The organism is Biomaibacter acetigenes (genome assembly GCF_003691585.1).
Taxonomy (GTDB): domain Bacteria; phylum Bacillota; class Thermosediminibacteria; order Thermosediminibacterales; family Tepidanaerobacteraceae; genus Biomaibacter; species Biomaibacter acetigenes.
Map to the genome: position 1 here is coordinate 1,537,394 of NZ_CP033169.1, position 17,253 is coordinate 1,554,646.

The following is a 17,253-nucleotide window of genomic DNA, read 5'->3' on the forward strand; positions in this document are numbered from 1 at the left end:
GGCTGAAAAGGCTGCCATCAAAGGCTTTTGAACCCGGCTCCAGAATCTGCAGAAATGCCGGTGGTGCCGTTATACATTAAGAGGATTTCACCAAGTAGGGTGGTACCGCGATAAACCTTCGCCCCTTCAATGCGAGGGTTTTTTAATATTAATATTATTATTTTGAAAGGAGCAATGTTATGGAAAATGAATATGTAAAAGAGATTACATCAAAGTCTCAAGATTTCTCCCAGTGGTATGTGGATGTAATATTGAAAGCGGAACTTGCCGACTATTCTCCGGTAAGAGGTTGTATGGTTATAAGACCTTATGGTTATGCTGTATGGGAAAATATGCAAAAGCTTCTGGACGCGCGGTTTAAATCAACGGGCCACAAAAACGCGTATTTCCCTCTATTTATTCCCGAATCGCTCCTTAAAAAAGAAGCCGAGCATGTGGAAGGGTTTGCGCCTGAGGTAGCATGGGTCACCCATGGGGGCCAGGAAGAACTGGCCGAGCGCATTGCCGTAAGGCCTACATCTGAGACCATAATTTGCAGCATGTATTCAAAATGGATTAAATCCTGGAGGGATCTGCCTGTCCTCATTAATCAGTGGTGTAATGTGGTGCGCTGGGAAAAAAGCACCAGGCCTTTTTTAAGGACTGCTGAATTTCTGTGGCAGGAAGGCCATACTGCACACAGGACCGAAGAAGATGCGGAAGAGGAAACTCTTAAAATGTTGGAAATATACAGGGATTTTGTGGAAACTGATCTGGCTCTGCCTGTTATAAAAGGAAGAAAATCCGAGAATGAAAAATTTGCCGGGGCTTTAAGAACATATACTATCGAAGCTATGATGAGTGACGGAAAGGCTTTGCAGGCAGGTACATCTCACAATTTGGGCCAGCATTTTTCAAAGGTGTTTGACATAACATTTCTGGACCAGGATGGTCAGTTGAAAAATGTATGGCAGACATCCTGGGGAGTTTCTACCCGTTTGATTGGCGCCATCATTATGACCCATGGGGATGACAGGGGCCTTAAGCTTCCGCCAAAGATCGCTCCTGTACAGGTAATCATTGTACCAATATCAAGCCAGAAGAAAGATATGGTATTGAACAAAGCCGCTGAGATTTTTGCACGGTTGAAGCAGGATTTCAGACTGGAAATGGATGACAGAGATGAATATACACCGGGCTGGAAATTTAACGAATGGGAAATGAAAGGGGTCCCCGTGCGCCTTGAGGTGGGTCCCAAGGATATAGAGAAACACCAGGTCATTCTGGTAAGAAGGGACACAGGGGAAAAAATAAGTGTTGATGAGTCGGAAATAAATTCTAAATTAAAATCCCTGCTTGACGAAATTCAGGTCAACATGTTCCGACAGGCAAAACGGTTCATGGATGAAAATACCAGAGAAATAGAGGACTTTGAAGAGTTTAAGAAGGTAATAGAGGAAAAAAGAGGCTTTATCAAAACTCACTGGTGTGAAAATGGGGACTGTGAAAAGTTTATTAAAGAACAGACCGGGGCGACCCTGCGGTGTATACCCTTTGAACAGGATGCTGGTCCCGGCAGATGCATAGTTTGCGGCAAAGAGGCAAATAAAGTTGTTTATTTTGCGAAATCCTATTAGAATGGGGTTGGATTTATGTCGGTGGCCGCCATTATCCCGGCTTATAATGAGGGTAAAACTATCGGTAATGTATTAAAAGTTTTAATGGCAATGAAAGACCTTGATGAAGTGATTGTGGTCAATGACGGATCCGGCGATAATACTGCAACGGTTGCAAGAAACTACAATGCCAGGGTTGTCGACCTTCCCAAGAACAGTGGAAAGAGCATCGCGGTACTTACAGGTGTGAAAAACACCCAGGCTGAAATTATACTGATGCTGGATGCCGATCTGGTTGGTTTAAAAGAATTACATGTTCGGGAACTGCTACAACCGGTTTATTCCGGGGAAGCGGCCATGACCATCGGCATATTTAAAAATGGCAGGGGAGCTACTGACCTGGCGCAAAGGATAGCTCCCTTCCTTTCCGGCCAGAGGGCTTTAAAAAGGGATGTTTTTGATAAGCTTGAAAAATATTCAGTGAAGGATTATGGACTTGAAATAGCTCTTACTTTAATGGCTGAGAGGGAAAATATAAGGGTCCGGGAAGTGGAGTTGAGAAATTTAACCCATGTGATGAAAGAAGAAAAAAGGGGCCTTTTGGCAGGGTTCCTGTCACGTATAAAAATGTACTGGGATATTATATATTGTGTTATAAAATTCAGGCTTGAGGTGTTCTAAAATGTCCTTGGGTCAAGTGGAATTGGCTGCAAGGCTCCTCCTTTCCATTATTTTCGGAGGAATTATAGGAATAGAAAGGGAAAGTGTCAACAGACCGGCAGGTTTCAGGACCCATATACTGGTGTGTGTGGGGTCTACTTTAACCATGCTGGTTTCCCTGTATATTTTTGAACAATTTAATTCCCGCACCTCTGTAGACCCTGCCCGCATAGCAGCCCAGGTTATAAGCGGTATAGGCTTTTTGGGTGCCGGTACCATCATCAGGGAGGGCGCTACGGTAAGAGGCTTGACTACAGCAGCTAGCTTGTGGACCGTGGCGGCTATAGGACTCGCTATAGGCAGTGGGTTTTATCTGGCGGCAGTCCTTGCCACCGTATTGACTTTTATAACATTGATTTCCTTTTCAAGGATAGAAAACTATATTATTCAAACGAGGTATTTACAGCGTATTTCCATTATTATTGATGATAAACCGGGCCAAATTGGCAAAATAGGGTCCATACTTGGAGAAATCAATGTCAACATTAGAAATATAAAGATGGTGAGTATGGATAATGATAAGTTGCTTGTTACGCTTATGGTTAGAGTGCCGTCCGGTTTAAAAGTAAATGATATAGTTTCAAGGCTACTGCAAATTGATGGAATATATGATATAGAAAATGAACCTTGATCTTGATGAGGGACCGATATGATAAATCTTAAACAAATACTGGAGAAGGAAGATTTGATTGATTTTGACAAAAGTGAGCTTCAAGCCATATCGAAGGTTTCGGTGAAAAAAGTATTGGTAGATCTTGAAAAACGTAAATTAGAAATTTATTTTAAGTCAGAAAATGAAATAGCCGGATATTTATATGATAAAATAAAAAGCCGTCTATATCAAAAAATACCCGGGTGTAAACATATAAATGTAATTAGCGATGACAGCATACATAATAACGTTGATGCAGAGGAAATAATAAAAAACAACTGGCAAAGCATTTTAGAGCATGTTTTTTCCCATGCACCTTCCGCACGCATCTGGCTTTTGAATGCTTCCATGGATATACAAAAAAATCACCTTGTTATCTATGTTGACAAAAGCGGCATGGAATTTCTGGAAAGAAAAAAATGTAACTTAATCATTGAAAAATTTTTAAGATCGAAAGATATACAGGTAAAGGTAACTTTTGTACAAAAAACTGACGAGGAAGAGGAATATGACATTTATGAAGAGGATAGAGAAATAGTCGAAACCCTGCTGAGTCAGAATATTAACAGCAGTTCCGAGAAATCCAACCATGAAAGTGACTCCGGAATTTTGCTCGGCAAAACAATATCAGGGGAACCGGTTCCTATCAGGGATGCTTTCATGGAAACTCAGGATATTACGGTACAGGGGGAAATATTCGGAGTCGAGAAGCGGGAGCTAAAAAATAAGACCATCATGGTTACATTTGCACTGACGGATTATACGGGGTCCTTACCAGTTAAGATTTTTTTGTCAGGTGAAAAGAAAGTCATTGAGGACAAAATCAAGGAAGGACTCTGGGTAAAGGTAAGGGGGAAAATAGAAAGTAACAAGTATTCTCAGGAATATGAACTGATGCCTTATGATATAAATGAGGCTCAGAAGCCTGTAAGACAGGATCCGTCTCCGGAAAAGCGGGTAGAACTGCATTTGCATACTCGTTACAGTGCCATGGATGCGATATGTTCTCCAAAACAGGTCATTAAACTGGTAAAAAGTTGGGGCCATAAGGCAGTGGCTTTTACCGACCATGGTGTAATCCAGTCTTATCCGGAAATTTATGAATTTGCCCATGGATCAGGTATTAAACCTATATACGGCGTTGAAGCCTATGTCTTCGATGACGAGTTCCCGGTAATGGTAAATCCACCGGACAGTGAGTTGCAGGATGTCACTTTCGTGGTTGCAGACATTGAAACCACCGGGCTTTCTTTGGAGAACGATGAAATTATAGAAGTAGGCGCTGTTAAATTAAAAAATGGCAGTATCATCGATAGATTTGCATCCTTTGTTAAACCTTCAAAGGCGCTTCCTGCAAATATTATCAATCTCACGGGCATAACCAACGAAATGGTAAGTTCTGCACCGCCTTTAAAAGAGGTTTTATCCGGTTTTATCAATTTCCTGGGTGATGGTATTTTTGTGGCCCATAATGCTCGGTTTGACTCAGGTTTCATCAGAAGAGACTGCGAAAAGCTAGGGCTCCCTTTTGACAATAAAGTTCTCGATACACTGCCTCTCTGTCAGATTATATACACAGACTTAAAAAACCATCGTCTGGACACGGTGGCGAAAAAATTGGATATAAAAATGGGAAATCATCACCGGGCTGTAGACGATGCCAATACCGCTGCTTTAATACTTAAGGAAGCGCTGGCCCATCTTGAAAAGACAGGGATTAAAAATCTTTCGCACATAAACCATATCTACCATTCCAGTAATGGCGCTGTTCATTTAAACTCTTACCATGCCACTATTCTTGTAAAAAACATGGTGGGCTTGAGAAATCTTACGAGCTTGTATCCAGGTCCCATCTGGATTATTTTTACAGGCATCCCAGAATACCGAAATCCTTATTGAAATCCTTCAGAGAAGGGCTTATTCTGGGGACAGGGTGTCAGGCAGGGGAACTTTACCAGAGTTTACTGCACTTTTCCAGCCCGGAATATATAAAAAGAATTGTTGAGTTTTATGATTTTCTTGAAATCCAGCCCCTGCAAAACAATGCTTTTTTGGTACAAAACGGGATGGTCAGCGGCAAGGAAGCGCTTGAAAAATTAAACCTTCAAATTTATAAACTGGGGAAAAAGTTTAACAAACCGGTGGCACTTACCGGGGATGTACATTTTTTGAATCCGGAGGATGAAATATACAGAAAGGTCCTGCTAAAATCCCAGGGCTATGAAGATGCCGATAAAGATTCTTGTCTTTATCTTAAAACAACAGAGGATATGCTGAAGGAATGCGAGTATCTGGGCAAAGAAGCCGCTTTTGAGGTAGTAGTGGCAAATACTAATAAAATAGCCGATGAAATTGAAGATGACATTAAACCAGTACCGGACGAATTATACCCTCCTAAAATCGAGGGAGCCGAACAGGAAATAATTAATATGACTTATAAACGGGCTAAAGAACTGTACGGAGACAACCTTCCCGATATAGTGCAAAAGCGGATCGAAAGGGAACTTAATTCCATTGTAAATCACGGTTATTCCGTAATATATTTGATTGCACATAAACTTGTAAAAAAATCCATGGAAGACGGCTATCTGGTGGGGTCCAGGGGATCGGTAGGCTCATCGCTGGTAGCCACCATGTGCGGAATAACCGAGGTCAATCCGCTACCGCCCCATTATTTATGCCCGGAATGTAAAAATGCTATTTTCATACAGGAAAATGAGGGAATAGTGGGCCCAGATCTCCCTGATAAATCATGTCCTGTGTGTGGTAAGCCCATGAAAAAAGAGGGGTTCAACATACCTTTTGAGGTGTTCATGGGATTCGAAGGAGATAAAGTTCCGGATATAGATCTTAATTTTTCGGGAGAATACCAGGCCAAAGCCCATAAATTCACCGAAGAATTGTTTGGAAGGCACCACGTTTTCAGGGCAGGAACAATATCCACCATAGCGGAAAAAACAGCCTTCGGTTTTGTGAAATCTTATCTGGAAGAAAAGAGAATAAATGCTCCGGCATGTGAAATAAAACGGCTGGCTTCAGGCATTACTGGTGTCAAGAGGACCACAGGCCAGCATCCCGGGGGGTTGATGGTAGTTCCGCGGGATATGGAGATATATGATTTCTCCCCGGTTCAATACCCTGCTGATGACAAGGAATCCGGGGTCATTACAACCCATTTTGATTATCACTCTATCAGCAGCAGGCTGTTAAAACTTGACCTGCTTGGTCATGACGATCCAACCGTAATAAAGATGCTGGAAGAGGAAACTGGTATTGACGCCAGGAAGATACCCCTTGATGACAGGGACACAATGGAAATATTTTCATCATTAAAATCCCTCAAGCTGGAGCCCGAATCCGTGGGCACCACCGTGGGCACCATTGGAGTTCCAGAGTTCGGGACCAGGTTTGTAAGGCAGATGCTGGAGGATACAAGGCCTTCCACCTTCGCTGAGTTGGTAAGGATTAGCGGCCTTTCCCACGGTACCGATGTGTGGCTCAACAATGCCCAGGACTTGATAAAAAGCAAAACTGCAACGCTCAAGGATGTTATAGCGACTCGAGACGACATCATGATTTATCTTTTAAATCAGGGTATCGAGCCTAAGATAGCTTTTACTATTATGGAAAATGTGCGAAAGGGCAAGGGGTTAAAAACAGAGTTTGAAGAGATTCTGGCAAAGAATAAAAATATAGCCCCATGGTTTGTGGAATCATGCAAAAGGATAAAATATCTCTTTCCAAAAGCCCATGCTGTGGCTTATGTTATCATGGCTTTCAGAATCGCTTACTTTAAAGTGCATTATCCCGAAGCCTTTTATGCCACATATTTTACGGTGAGAGCCGATGATTTTGATGCTGAGCTTATACTGCAGGGGCCCAAAAAGATAAGAGAAACCATTTCAGAAATTGAAAAAAAGGAGAAAGATGCGAGCGCCAAGGAAAAAAATCTGCTCACCATTCTCGAAGTGGCAAATGAGATGTACATGAGGGGAATCCAGTTCGTACCAATTGACCTATATAAATCCGATGTAAAAAGGTTTAAAATAACAGACAACGGTATCCTGCCGCCTTTAACAGCTTTACAGGGTTTAGGGCTTACGGCAGCCCAGAGCATAGCAGAGGAGCGGGCAAAGGGCAGGTTTACTTCCATTGAGGACCTTCGTCAAAGAGCCAGGATAACCAAAAACGTAATCCAGATTTTAAAACAGAACGGTATTATCTCCAATCTTCAGGAAACCAACCAGTTATGCCTTTTTTAAAATGCCTTTTTTAATGTTGCATTACAGGTTTTACTATGCTATAATTTATAAAGCAATAGTAGGACATCGTATAGAGTGGGTTTTTTCCCACTCTTTAATATTATAAAATATCCCTGAATCCCAGATAAAGGTGGTGATAATATGATAAATGAAAGAGTCATGAAAAACCTGGAGAAAATAGGCCGGGATGCGGTAGAAAAAAGGAATTTTGAACTGGTGGATGTAGAGTTTGTAAAAGAAGCCGGTCACTGGTATCTTCGATATTACATTGATAAAGAGGGCGGAATCACCATAGACGATTGCCAGTTGGTGAGTGAAGATATAAGCAGGCAACTGGATATTACTGATCCCATACCTTACAGCTATATTCTCGAAGTATCTTCACCGGGTATAGAAAGGCCGCTTAAAAACGATAGGGATTTTTCAAAAGCAGTAGGTTCTATGGTGGAAATTAAGACTTATGAACCTTTTGAAAATAAAAGATATTCAGCGGTATTTTAAAAGATTTTTCGGAAGGAATCGTAACAGTTGAAGATAAAAAGGTTTTTAAAATACCAAAGGACAGCATATCATCGGCTAAAATGAAATTTGAATAGAGCGGGGAGTGAATAATGAATATAGAATTTATTGAAGCTATAGAGCAGCTGGAAAAGGAAAAGGGAATTTCAAAGGAACTCTTGCTTGAAGCCCTGGAAGCATCACTTATTTCAGCTTACAAAAAGAATTACGGATCAGCACAAAATGTAGCTGTAAATATTGACAGGGATACCGGAGAAGTTAAAGTTTTTTCCAAAAAAACGGTCACCAATGATGTAAAAGATCCTCTTCTTGAGATAGATATAGAGGAAGCTTCTACCTTGTATCCAACAGCCAAAATCGGAGATGTAATATCCGTAGAGGTTACGCCGAGGAAATTTGGAAGGATAGCAGCCCAGACCGCCAAACAGGTCGTGATGCAGAGGATTAGGGAAGCTGAACGGAATATTATTTATGAAGAATTTTCCGGCAGGGAGACCGATATAGTTACGGGTGTGGTCCAGAGGTTTGACAAGAAAAATATAATAATAGATCTGGGTAAAATAGAAGTGGTGCTGCCTCCCAATGAGCAAATCCCAACAGAAAACTATAACCAGGGGGACAGAATCAAGGTTTATATTCTTGAGGTCAAAAAGACCACCAAGGGTCCTCAGATTACAGTTTCCAGATCTCATCCCGGCCTTGTTAAACGGCTTTTTGAACTGGAAGTGCCGGAAATTTTTGAGGGGGTCGTGGAGATTAAAGGCATAGCCAGGGAAGCGGGTTCGCGCACCAAAATAGCGGTCTACTCCAAAAATGAGAATGTGGACCCTGTAGGTTCATGCGTGGGCCCTAAAGGAACGAGGGTGCAAGCCGTAGTTGAAGAGCTAAAGGGTGAAAAAATAGATATAATAAAATGGGATAAGAATATTTCTACCTTTATTTCCAATTCATTGAGTCCGGCCAGGGTTTTAGAGGTGGCTATCGAGGAGAACAATAAAATCGCCCGCGTTACAGTGGCTGAAAACCAACTGTCCCTTGCAATAGGAAAGGAAGGCCAGAATGCCAGGCTGGCGGCTAAACTTACTGGCTGGAAAATAGATATAAAAGTGAGAATACAAGAGGGGATGAAAGTGCCTAAAAAAATTCCTCAGCGCATGTGTCTGGGATGCAGACAAATGAAACCCAAAAAAGAGTTGACGAGAATAGTAAGGACTGTCGATGGAAAAATAGAAGTGGACCCTACAGGCAAAAAGTCCGGTAGGGGAGCTTATGTTTGCAAAGACCCCAAATGTCTCGAAATAGCTCTTAAAGAAGAACGGTTATCAAAAGCGCTGGATACTAGTGTTTCAAAGGAAACCATCAATCGGCTCAAGGAGGACTTAAGCAAGATATGAAACCTTCCGATGTTCTCTCCCTTTTGGGTATTTCCCAGAAGTCAAGAAAGCTTGTATCCGGTCAGGATAGTGTCGAAAGGGCAATTATTTCTAAACGGGTTTTTTTAATAATTGTATCCGAGGACTCCTCGGATAATACAAAAAAAAGATTCTCAAACATGGCAAACAGTAGGAACATACCAGTGGTTGTTTGGGGAAATGCGCGTGATTTGGGAAAATCTATAGGGAAAGAAGAACGAAAGGTTTTAGGCTTAACTGACAGAGGTTTGGCATATGAGATATACAGACGTTTAAAATCTTTAACGGGGGTGGGGGATATTGAACAAACTGAGAGTATATGAACTGGCCAAACAATTAGGCGTTTCTAGCAAAAAATTGATATCAATTTTAGAAGATCTTGGCATTATCGTAAAAAACCATATGAGCACTATAGAAGACGATACAGCCCAACTGATAGTGGACATAATCAATGAAGAAAACGGCAAGGGAAAGTCAAAAGCAAATAAAACGGAAGGTGTATCGGGTACAGAAAAACCCAATAAAAAGGATGAGGAAATTCCTGCGCCAAAGAAAAAAGTTATTACTATTCCTGACAAGATAAGTGTTAAGGAACTTGGAAAGACCATCAATATAGAACCGGTGCAAATAATAAAAAAACTTATGGATTTCGGCTTAATGGTAAATATTAACGCCGAGATAGATTTTGAATCGGCTAAAAAATTAATTGAAGAATTCGGATTTGAAGCAGAACAGGAAAAAAAGCAATATATAGACGAACAGCCTGAAGAAGATGAGGACACCGGAGACAAGAAACCAAGGCCTCCTGTGGTAACAGTCATGGGTCATGTCGACCATGGTAAAACCTCTCTTCTTGATGCCATAAGGCAGACAAATGTAACTGCCCACGAAGCAGGGGGTATTACCCAGCATATCGGTGCGTCCCAGGTTGAAGTCAACGGAAAAAGCATCGTATTTTTAGACACTCCCGGGCACGAAGCCTTTACGGCCATGAGGGCACGGGGGGCGAAAGTGACGGATATAGCCATTCTGGTGGTTGCCGCCGATGACGGTGTCATGCCCCAGACGGTGGAAGCTATAAACCATGCAAAAGCAGCAGGCGTACCTATAATAGTAGCAGTAAACAAGATAGATAAACCTGATGCTAATCCTGAAAGAGTAAAACAGCAACTGGCGGAATATAACCTTATTCCGGAAGAATGGGGTGGAGATACTATATTCGTAAATGTGTCGGCCAAGACCAAAACCGGAATTGACCAACTTCTGGAAATGATATTACTGGTGGCCGAAATGGCGGAACTAAAGGCCAATTATACTTCCAGGGCTAAAGGCGTCATCATTGAGGCAAAGTTAGACAAGGGCCGCGGACCGGTAGCCACGGTTCTGGTTCAAAAGGGTACATTAAAGGTGGGTAACGGTGTGGTGGCAGGCACTGCCTATGGAAAGATAAGAGCTTTATTCGATTCCCGCGGCAAAAAGATAAAATCGGCCGGGCCATCCATACCCGTAGAAGTCCTGGGATTATCGGAGGTACCCAATGCGGGTGATATCTTAAGAGCGGTGGCAAATGAAAAAGAGGCAAAAGCAATTGCTGAAAGCAAAAAGATGGTTCAAAAAGAAACAGAATTTGCCACACCGCAGAAAATATCGTTGAATCAATTGTTTGAAAAGATGCAAAAGGGCGAAGTAAAGGAGTTAAATATAATATTAAAAGCGGATGTCCAGGGTTCTATAGAAGCCTTAAAGCAGGCGCTGGAGAAGTGCTCCACCAATGAAGTGCAGGTTAAAATAATACACGGTGGTGTCGGTGCAATAAATGAAAGCGACGTAATGCTGGCGGCGGCATCCAACGCGATTATTATAGGTTTTAATGTGAGGCCGGATTCCAATGCGAAAAAAATCGCGGAAAAAGAACACATCGATATAAGAACTTACAGGATTATCTATGATGTGATAGATGACATACAGTCAGCCATGAAAGGTATGCTTGAACCAGAGTTTGAAGAAGTTGTCCTCGGAAGGGCAGAAGTGAGGGCACTGTTCAAGGTCCCCACCATAGGTGTGGTGGCTGGATGTTTTGTCACAGAAGGTAAAATCACCAGAAACGCAAGCATAAGGGTGCTTCGCCAGGGAGTTGTAGTCCACGAAGGTAAAATAGCTTCCCTTAAACGTTTCAAAGACGATGTCAGGGAAGTGGTAAGCGGTTATGAATGCGGTATAGGCCTGGAAAAATTTAATGATATCAAGGAACAGGATGTGCTGGAAGCTTTTATTATGAAAGCAGTAGAAAGACAATAGGTATTTTGGGGAGGCTTAGAAAGTGGAATTTTCTCGCAGTGAACGGGTGGCTGAAGAGATAAAAAAAGCTGCCAGTCAGATAATCAATAATGAGATTAAAGATCCACGGGTTTCCGGATTGATTTCAGTGACCAAAGTCGAAATGACAAAAGATCTGCGTCATGCTAAAATTTTTCTCAGCATTTACGGTGAAGAATCCGAAAAACAAAAAGTCTTTGAGGGTCTAAAAAATGCTGAAGGTTTTATCAGGAAAGAGCTGGCCCATAGGGTAAGGATGAAGTTTATCCCCGAAATTTCTTTTAAAATAGATGAGTCTATTGAATACGGTATCCATATATATAAATTACTGGAAGAAGTTCAAAAGCAAGAAGACAATGGAAATGAGGACCGATAAAAATGGATTTTTCAGCACTGGAGAACATCCTGACAGATTATGATTCTTTTGTTGTAACTTCCCATATCATACCCGATGGGGACAGTATCGGTTCAGTTCTTGCCATGACACTGGCACTTCGAAGGGCTGGCAAAAACGCAACTGCCGTGGTTCGGGACGAAGTGCCCCGCAAGTACAGTTTTTTACCAGGTGCAGGGGATATAAAAAGATATTTCAAAGGAAAATGTGATGTGATCATATCTCTTGACTGCGGTGATGAGGAAAGATTGGGGTTTGACAGTAAATTAAAAACTTACGCGGGAGTGGTTGTAAATATTGACCACCATAAAAGCAATTCACTTTTTGGAGATATCAATATTATAGAAAGCCAGGCTTCCTCTGTGGGAGAGATAATATACCATGTAATAAAGAATATGACAAATATTGATTTGGATATTGCTCAATGCCTGTATACCTCAATTATAACAGATACCGGTTCTATCCGGTATTCCAACTCCACGCCGTCCTGTCTCAGAATTCTTGCGGAGTTGATTGAAGCGGGAGTCAAACCCGATTTTATGAGCCGGCAGATATTCGAAAAAAGAAGCATAGAGTCAGTAAATTTAATTAAACTATCCCTTGGTACTCTGGAATTATTCGACAATGGCAGGATCGCCACTATTTCTATAACAAAGGAAATTATGGAGAAATCAGGGGCAAGGGAAGAAGACACCGATGGAATAATCAATTATGCCAGAGAAATAGAAGGTGTCGAGGTTGCTGTTTTGTTTAAAGAAAAAGAGGAGCAGTCGGTAAAGGTTGGTTTTAGATCCAACGAATGGGTGGATGTCAGTAAAATAGCCGAGGAATTTGGTGGGGGCGGTCATCTGAGGGCATCGGGATGCACTTTAGAGGTACCTCTTGATGAAGCCCGGGACCGGGTTTTAAACTCCGTAAAAAAATATTTAGCGGGGGAAAGAGCTTGGATGGAATAATAAATGTCTTAAAGCCGCCAGGTATGACTTCCCATGATGTGGTAGCTTATTTACGAAGACTTTTTCAAATTAAGAAAATCGGCCACGGGGGGACTCTGGATCCGGCAGCGGCAGGGGTGCTTCCTTTATTTATTGGCAGAGCTACTAAAGCCATTGAATTTTTTAGCGAGACCGATAAGGAATATGTGGCTGAAATGGTACTGGGAATTACCACCGATACCGGAGACTCCGAAGGAAATATTCTGAGCACACGGCAAGTAAATGTTGATATTGACAGGATAAATCATGTTTTCACGAAATTCGTGGGCAAAATAGAACAGATACCCCCGATGTATTCTGCTGTACATTATCATGGTAAAAAGCTGTATGAACTGGCCCGGCATGGTATGACGGTTGAAAGAAAACCCAGGACCGTGGAAATCAAATCTCTCGAGCTTATTTATTTTAAAGACAATATTGTAACTTTTAGGACTACCTGTTCGAAAGGGACATATATAAGGACTTTATGTGAAGATATTGGCCAACATTTAGAGTGCGGAGCGTTTCTTTCATGTCTCGTCAGGACTAGAGCGGGATTGTTTTATATAGATAAATCTTATACCATAGAAGAAATTCAGCAAAATGTGTCCAATAATGCTATGGATAAAATGATAATTCCCATTGACGAAGGCATGGCTCACCTGCCCGCCATTGAGCTCCCGGCGATGGAAAAGAATAATTTTTCCAGGGGCAGAGTCTTATATTATGATTTTGACCATGAGTTAAATGGTTTTATAAGAGTATATTCCGGCGGAATATTTATCGGAATAGCAAAGGTTGAGATACAAAATCAGAAAAGCTGTATACGCCTTGTAAAAACTTTTTTTTAGGATAGGGGAAAATATGAAAATATACCGAGAACTGCTGACTATTAATTTATCCGGCCCCACGGCTTGCGGTTTGGGGAATTTTGACGGCGTACATCTGGGCCATCAAAGATTGATAAAGGAACTATTAAAACAGGCAAGGATAAAAAGTCTGGAGTCCACCATACTGACCTTTGAACCACACCCTTCGAAGATTTTAAATCCTGATAAAGCTGATCCCCTTATAATGACTCTTAAACAAAAAGAAAATGTCATTAAATCATTTGGCATCAATAATCTCATTCTTACCCCATTTACACGGGATTTTTCAAAGATCGACTATAAAGATTTCATATACGATATCCTGATAAAAAAATGTCAGGCTAAAACGATTGTCGTAGGGTTCGACTATAGATTTGGAAACGGGGGTGCAGGCACCGCACATATTTTGAAGGAGATTTGCGCTAAAGAAGGAATCGAGACCATAATCATACCTCCCGTTACTTATGAGGGAAAAATCGTAAGCAGCACCCTCATAAGGTCTTTAATCAAGGAGGGCGATGTAAAAAAGGCCGGGGAATTTATGGCAAGGCCTTTTAGCATAGATGGCATTGTAGTATATGGTGATGCATTGGGAAGAAAACTGGGATTCCCCACGGCAAATATGTCTTATTCGCCGGATATAATACTGCCGGCAAAAGGAGTGTATGCTGTGAGGGTTGTATGGCAGGGCAGTATATTAAAAGGTGTCGCAAATATAGGCACAAAACCAACTTTTAATAAAAATCAAACCACATTAGAGGTGCATATTTTTAATTTTAATAAACAGATATATGGAGAAACACTGGAAGTCATATTTGTGGAAAAAATACGCGATGAAATAAAATTTGACAGTGTTTCGGAGTTAATAAATCAGGTGAGGAAAGACTTCGCCAGGGCGAAAAATATTCTGGGTTGAATTGTTGTTATTAAATTTACTTTTTATTTGAGATGTGATAAAATCTATAATGAACATGAACCCTTGTCCGGTTCATCGAGTTCTCCGGCGATTTACTGGGCAATTGGGGATTTAGAAGAAAAAGGAGGTGACTGCAGAATGGCTTTGGTCAAGGAAGCCAAAAAGGCTATAATTGATAAATTTAAAACCCATGAGAACGATACCGGTTCTCCGGAAGTGCAAATTGCGATGTTGACAGAGAGAATTAACCAGTTGACAGAACATTTGCAGCAGCATAAGAAAGATCATCATTCTAGAAGAGGTTTGCTCCAAATGGTTGGCAAACGGCGCTCGTTGTTGAACTATCTCAGAGATAGCGATATTGAGCGATACAGAAAGCTGGTAGAAAAACTGGATCTTAGAAAATAAAAGCGGGGTTATTCCCGCTTAAATTTATTTGTAGCAAAAAGAAGGAAATAATAATCTTAATGTAGAATAGAATTTTGTATTTTATATAAAGGAGGAGTGAGTTCTTGGAACAATTTACAACAGAAGTAGCCGGCCGGAAGCTGACAGTTGAGACCGGCAAGTTAGCCCAGCAGGCTAATGGATCAGTTCTAATCAGGTATGGTGATACTGTAGTACTGGTAACAGCTACTGCTTCCAAAAAGCCCAGAGAAGGGGTGGACTTTCTGCCTTTAACTGTAGATTATGAAGAAAGGCTTTATGCTGTGGGAAAGATACCCGGAGGTTTTATAAAAAGGGAAGGAAAACCCAGCGAAAAAGCTATTTTATCTGCGCGGGTTATAGACAGGCCTTTAAGACCGCTTTTCCCTAAAGGCTTCAGAAATGATGTGCAGATAATTGCCACAATTTTATCGGTAGACCAGGATAATACCCCGGACATATTAGCCATAAACGGAGCATCATTGGCTTTATGCATATCGGATATACCTTTTGAAGGACCGGTGGGGGCGGTTTCCGTAGGTATGGTTGATGGAAAATATGTGATAAATCCCACCGTTGCCGAAGCGGAAAAAAGCCGTTTGAGATTGGTGGTGGCAGGGACAAAAGATGCGGTTCTCATGGTGGAAGCAGGAGCCGATGAAGTGACGGAAGAGGAAATGTTAAAAGCCATTTTGTTCGGGCATGAAGAAATTAAGAAGCTAGTAGAATTTCAGGAAGAAATAGTGGGCAAAATTGGAAACCCCAAAATGGAATTTCTAATTGAAGAAATTGATGAAAATCTGAAAAAGGATGTAAGGGAATATGCTACAGCAGAAATTCTCAAAGCCATTAGGATTTATGACAAGCAGGAACGTGAGGCTTATATCGATAAGATAAACGAAGACACTCTGCTGCATTTCCAGGAAATTTATCCGGAAAAAGAAAAGGAAATTGCTGATGTTTTATATGATATATTAAAAGAAGAAGTCAGAAAAATGATAACCTATGAAGGCATCAGGCCTGATGGCAGAACAAGCACTGAGATAAGACCCATATCGTGCGAAGTTGGAGTCCTTCCCAGAACCCATGGCTCAGGGCTTTTTACCCGTGGCCAAACCCAGGTGCTTACAGTGGCCACTCTTGGAGCGCTGGGGGATGTACAGATACTGGATGGCCTGGGTATTGAAGAGTCAAAAAGGTATATGCACCACTATAATTTTCCACCTTACAGTACAGGGGAGACCAGGGTTCTTAGAGGGCCCGGGCGCAGGGAAATCGGTCATGGAGCACTGGCAGAAAGAGCTCTTGAGCCCATGATTCCATCGGAAGAAGAATTTCCGTATACCATCAGGCTGGTTTCCGAAGTCATGAGTTCCAATGGTTCTACTTCTATGGCCAGTGTTTGCGGGTCTACCCTGGCTTTGATGGATGCAGGGGTACCTATAAAAGCACCTGTAGCTGGAGTCGCTATGGGTTTGATAAAACATGACGATAGGATAACCATTTTAACCGACATCCAGGGTATGGAAGACTTTCTGGGAGACATGGATTTCAAAGTTGCTGGTACCACCCAAGGAATTACGGCCATTCAAATGGATATAAAAATAAAAGGTATTGATGAGGAGATCCTTAAACGAGCGCTGCAGCAGGCTCGGGCAGGACGCCTGTTCATCATGGATAAAATGCTTGCTGTAATAAAAGAACCAAGAAAAGAACTCTCGCCTTATGCTCCCAGGATATATACAATGATGATCGATCCTGACAAGATCAGAGAAGTTATCGGCCCTGGAGGCAAGACCATAAATAAAATCATTGCTGAGACCGGTGCGAAGATTGATATTGAAGACGACGGAAGGATTTATATAGCTACACCGGATGAATATGCCGGTAAAAAAGCGATGGATATTATAAATAGACTGACTCAGGATGTGGAAGTAGGAAAAATATATATAGGCAAGGTTCTGAGGATAACTAATTTCGGAGCTTTTGCCGAGATATTGCCGGGCAAGGAAGGCTTGATTCACATTTCCAAGCTGTCAAAAGAACGGGTCAAGCGCGTGGAAGATGTGGTAAAAGTCGGAGATGAAATTCTGGTAAAGGTAACAGATATTGACAAGCAAGGCCGAATAAACCTTTCCCATAAAGATGCATTGAGTAATGTTCAAACAAAGAATCACTCGGAAGCATAAACCGAATTA

The 17,253-nt window shown here is 41.6% G+C and carries 12 protein-coding genes, 4 pseudogenes and 1 other annotated feature (1 of these 17 running past the window's edge); all 16 genes and pseudogenes read left to right on the plus strand.

Features of this window, described 5'->3' with window-relative positions:
- Window positions 1-129, plus strand: a binding site (T-box leader); it begins 61 nt to the left of the window's first position.
- Window positions 130-179: 50 nt separating this feature from the next.
- The 16 genes and pseudogenes from proS to D2962_RS07680 all read left to right on the plus strand — a co-directional run bounded on the left by proS (window position 180) and on the right by D2962_RS07680 (window position 17,244).
- The gene (proS, locus tag D2962_RS07615; protein ID WP_122014633.1) at window positions 180-1,616 is read left to right on the plus strand and encodes a proline--tRNA ligase; all 1,437 of its coding nucleotides are present in this window, start codon (window positions 180-182) and stop codon (window positions 1,614-1,616) included.
- A gap of 15 nt (window positions 1,617-1,631) precedes the next feature.
- Window positions 1,632-2,276: a glycosyltransferase family 2 protein gene (locus tag D2962_RS07620; protein ID WP_122014634.1), complete on the plus strand. Its 645-nt coding sequence runs from the start codon at window positions 1,632-1,634 to the stop codon at window positions 2,274-2,276.
- Window position 2,277: 1 nt separating this feature from the next.
- The gene (locus D2962_RS07625) at window positions 2,278-2,946 is read left to right on the plus strand and encodes an MgtC/SapB family protein (RefSeq protein ID WP_120767712.1); all 669 of its coding nucleotides are present in this window, start codon (window positions 2,278-2,280) and stop codon (window positions 2,944-2,946) included.
- An 18-nt stretch (window positions 2,947-2,964) separates the two neighbouring features.
- Window positions 2,965-3,819 (plus strand): annotated as a pseudogene (gene polC, locus D2962_RS19965) (PolC-type DNA polymerase III); the annotation flags it as partial.
- Window positions 3,820-3,957: 138 nt separating this feature from the next.
- Window positions 3,958-7,229: pseudogene (locus tag D2962_RS19520) on the plus strand (PolC-type DNA polymerase III).
- A gap of 159 nt (window positions 7,230-7,388) precedes the next feature.
- Window positions 7,389-7,825, plus strand: a pseudogene (locus D2962_RS07635) (ribosome maturation factor RimP).
- Window positions 7,826-7,840: 15 nt separating this feature from the next.
- Window positions 7,841-8,866, plus strand: a pseudogene (gene nusA, locus D2962_RS07640) (transcription termination factor NusA); the annotation flags it as partial.
- A 57-nt stretch (window positions 8,867-8,923) separates the two neighbouring features.
- The gene (gene rnpM / locus D2962_RS19525) at window positions 8,924-9,142 is read left to right on the plus strand and encodes an RNase P modulator RnpM (RefSeq protein WP_342774536.1); all 219 of its coding nucleotides are present in this window, start codon (window positions 8,924-8,926) and stop codon (window positions 9,140-9,142) included.
- A complete protein-coding gene (locus tag D2962_RS07645) occupies window positions 9,139-9,483 on the plus strand; it encodes a L7Ae/L30e/S12e/Gadd45 family ribosomal protein (protein ID WP_122014636.1) in 345 nt (114 codons plus the stop codon). Before rnpM ends, D2962_RS07645 begins: the two co-directional genes overlap by 4 nt.
- Window positions 9,461-11,458 (plus strand): translation initiation factor IF-2, encoded by a 1,998-nt coding sequence (gene infB, locus D2962_RS07650; RefSeq protein WP_122014637.1) that lies wholly within the window; start codon window positions 9,461-9,463, stop codon window positions 11,456-11,458. The genes D2962_RS07645 and infB overlap by 23 nt, the downstream gene beginning before the upstream one ends.
- 22 nt (window positions 11,459-11,480) lie before the next feature.
- Complete coding sequence (gene rbfA, locus D2962_RS07655) at window positions 11,481-11,852, plus strand: 30S ribosome-binding factor RbfA (protein ID WP_120767706.1); 372 nt, start codon at window positions 11,481-11,483, stop codon at window positions 11,850-11,852.
- Between the two features lie 2 nt (window positions 11,853-11,854).
- Window positions 11,855-12,826 (plus strand): DHH family phosphoesterase, encoded by a 972-nt coding sequence (locus D2962_RS07660; RefSeq protein ID WP_122014638.1) that lies wholly within the window; start codon window positions 11,855-11,857, stop codon window positions 12,824-12,826.
- Window positions 12,814-13,695: a tRNA pseudouridine(55) synthase TruB gene (truB, locus tag D2962_RS07665; RefSeq protein ID WP_122014639.1), complete on the plus strand. Its 882-nt coding sequence runs from the start codon at window positions 12,814-12,816 to the stop codon at window positions 13,693-13,695. Before D2962_RS07660 ends, truB begins: the two co-directional genes overlap by 13 nt.
- Before the next feature lie 13 nt (window positions 13,696-13,708).
- Window positions 13,709-14,629, plus strand: a complete 921-nt coding sequence (locus D2962_RS07670; protein WP_122014640.1) for a bifunctional riboflavin kinase/FAD synthetase — start codon at window positions 13,709-13,711, stop codon at window positions 14,627-14,629.
- Between the two features lie 138 nt (window positions 14,630-14,767).
- The gene (rpsO, locus tag D2962_RS07675) at window positions 14,768-15,037 is read left to right on the plus strand and encodes a 30S ribosomal protein S15 (RefSeq protein WP_120767702.1); all 270 of its coding nucleotides are present in this window, start codon (window positions 14,768-14,770) and stop codon (window positions 15,035-15,037) included.
- 104 nt (window positions 15,038-15,141) lie between these two features.
- On the plus strand, window positions 15,142-17,244 hold the full coding sequence (locus D2962_RS07680; RefSeq protein ID WP_122014641.1) for a polyribonucleotide nucleotidyltransferase: 2,103 nt from the start codon (window positions 15,142-15,144) through the stop codon (window positions 17,242-17,244).
- The last annotated feature ends 9 nt before the right edge of the window (window positions 17,245-17,253 follow it).